This window comes from Flavobacterium fluviatile, from assembly GCF_010645065.1.
Classification (GTDB): domain Bacteria; phylum Bacteroidota; class Bacteroidia; order Flavobacteriales; family Flavobacteriaceae; genus Flavobacterium; species Flavobacterium fluviatile.
Window position 1 is genome coordinate 1 of the sequence record NZ_JAADZW010000071.1, and the last position, 1,345, is coordinate 1,345.

At 31.0% G+C, this 1,345-nt stretch carries 1 protein-coding gene; it reads left to right on the forward strand.

Features of this window, described 5'->3' with window-relative positions; genetic code table 11:
• Positions 1–266: 266 nt before the first annotated feature.
• Positions 267–1,319: an IS110 family RNA-guided transposase gene (locus GXM17_RS21300; protein ID WP_163401528.1), complete on the forward strand. Its 1,053-nt coding sequence runs from the start codon at positions 267–269 to the stop codon at positions 1,317–1,319.
• The last annotated feature ends 26 nt before the right edge of the window (positions 1,320–1,345 follow it).

The following is a 1,345-nucleotide window of genomic DNA, read 5'->3' on the forward strand; positions in this document are numbered from 1 at the left end:
GGGCTCATATCTTTGACATAGATTAAAAATATGAAAATGTATCTTTGAAATACTAACAATTAATAAACAAAACGAATTGGCAAAATTCTATCGGGGCGAAATACATCGACAGATGATATTGTACACACTAGGTCAATCCAGTTCGTTTTTTATTACATTTCGAATCACAATAGTACTTAAAGACCTTATTTAGAATTTGGATCTTGTATAAAAAATGAGCAAAGATTTGTGTGATATTTTGTTTATTGATATTAAATCAAAGCGTTATGAATTTAAAATATTCTGTAGGACTTGATGTTTCAAGCAAAAAGATCAATGTTTGTATTAGTATTATTGATGAAAAGCAAAAGGTTGTTTGTAAATCCAGTACAGAAATCAGCAATACTTTAAAAGGATTTGCAATTTTAGAAGATTGGATTATCAAACATAAAAAAGAATCAATTCCAGTAGTTGTCTGTATGGAAGCCACAGGAATTTATCATGAGAACTGTGCCTGTTATTTGTATGGAAAAGGATTTAACGTTTCCATAATTTTGCCTAATAAAGCAAAGAAATACCTGGAGGCGATAGGTTTGAAATCTAAAAATGATAGCATTGACGCAAAAGGATTGTCCCAAATGGGAGCAGAACAATGTTTAGAATTATGGCAACCAATGGGGACTTTTTTCTATGAGTTGCGTTTATTGACCAGACAGCATCAAAATGTAACCGAATTAAAAACGGTTTTAAAGAATCAATTAGATGCCTTGAGTTATGCAATGCATCATTTAGATTCAGTCACAAATCAATTAAAGCAAACCATAACTTTATTTGAAACACAACTCAAAGAGTTAGATAAGGAAATAAGAGCACACTTAAAATCTAATAAAGAAGTCTTTGAAAAGGCTGAAAATATATTAAAAATGAAAGGATTAGGGGTTTTAACATTAAGTACCGTTTTGGCCGAAACCAATGGGTTTACTTTGTTTAAAAACTATAAGCAATTGGTTTCTTATGCAGGTTATGATGTTGTTGAAGCACAATCAGGAACGCGTGTTGGCAAAACTAAAATATCAAAAAAAGGAAACTCTAGAATCCGAAGAGCAATGCATATGCCTTCTTTAGTAGTAATTCAATGTCAAGTAAAGCCTTTTAAAGATTTGTTTGAAAGAACTTATGAAAAGCATGGAATAAAAATGAAGAGTTACGTTGCTGTTCAAAAGAAATTATTGACTATGATTTATCATTTATGGAATAAAAACGAGCAGTATAATTCTAATTATCAAATAAATATCCAAGAAGAGGAGCATGAGTTTTCTCTCGGTCAATTGGCTTCGTAGAAGACACCTTTGAAAAAAATAGCCCC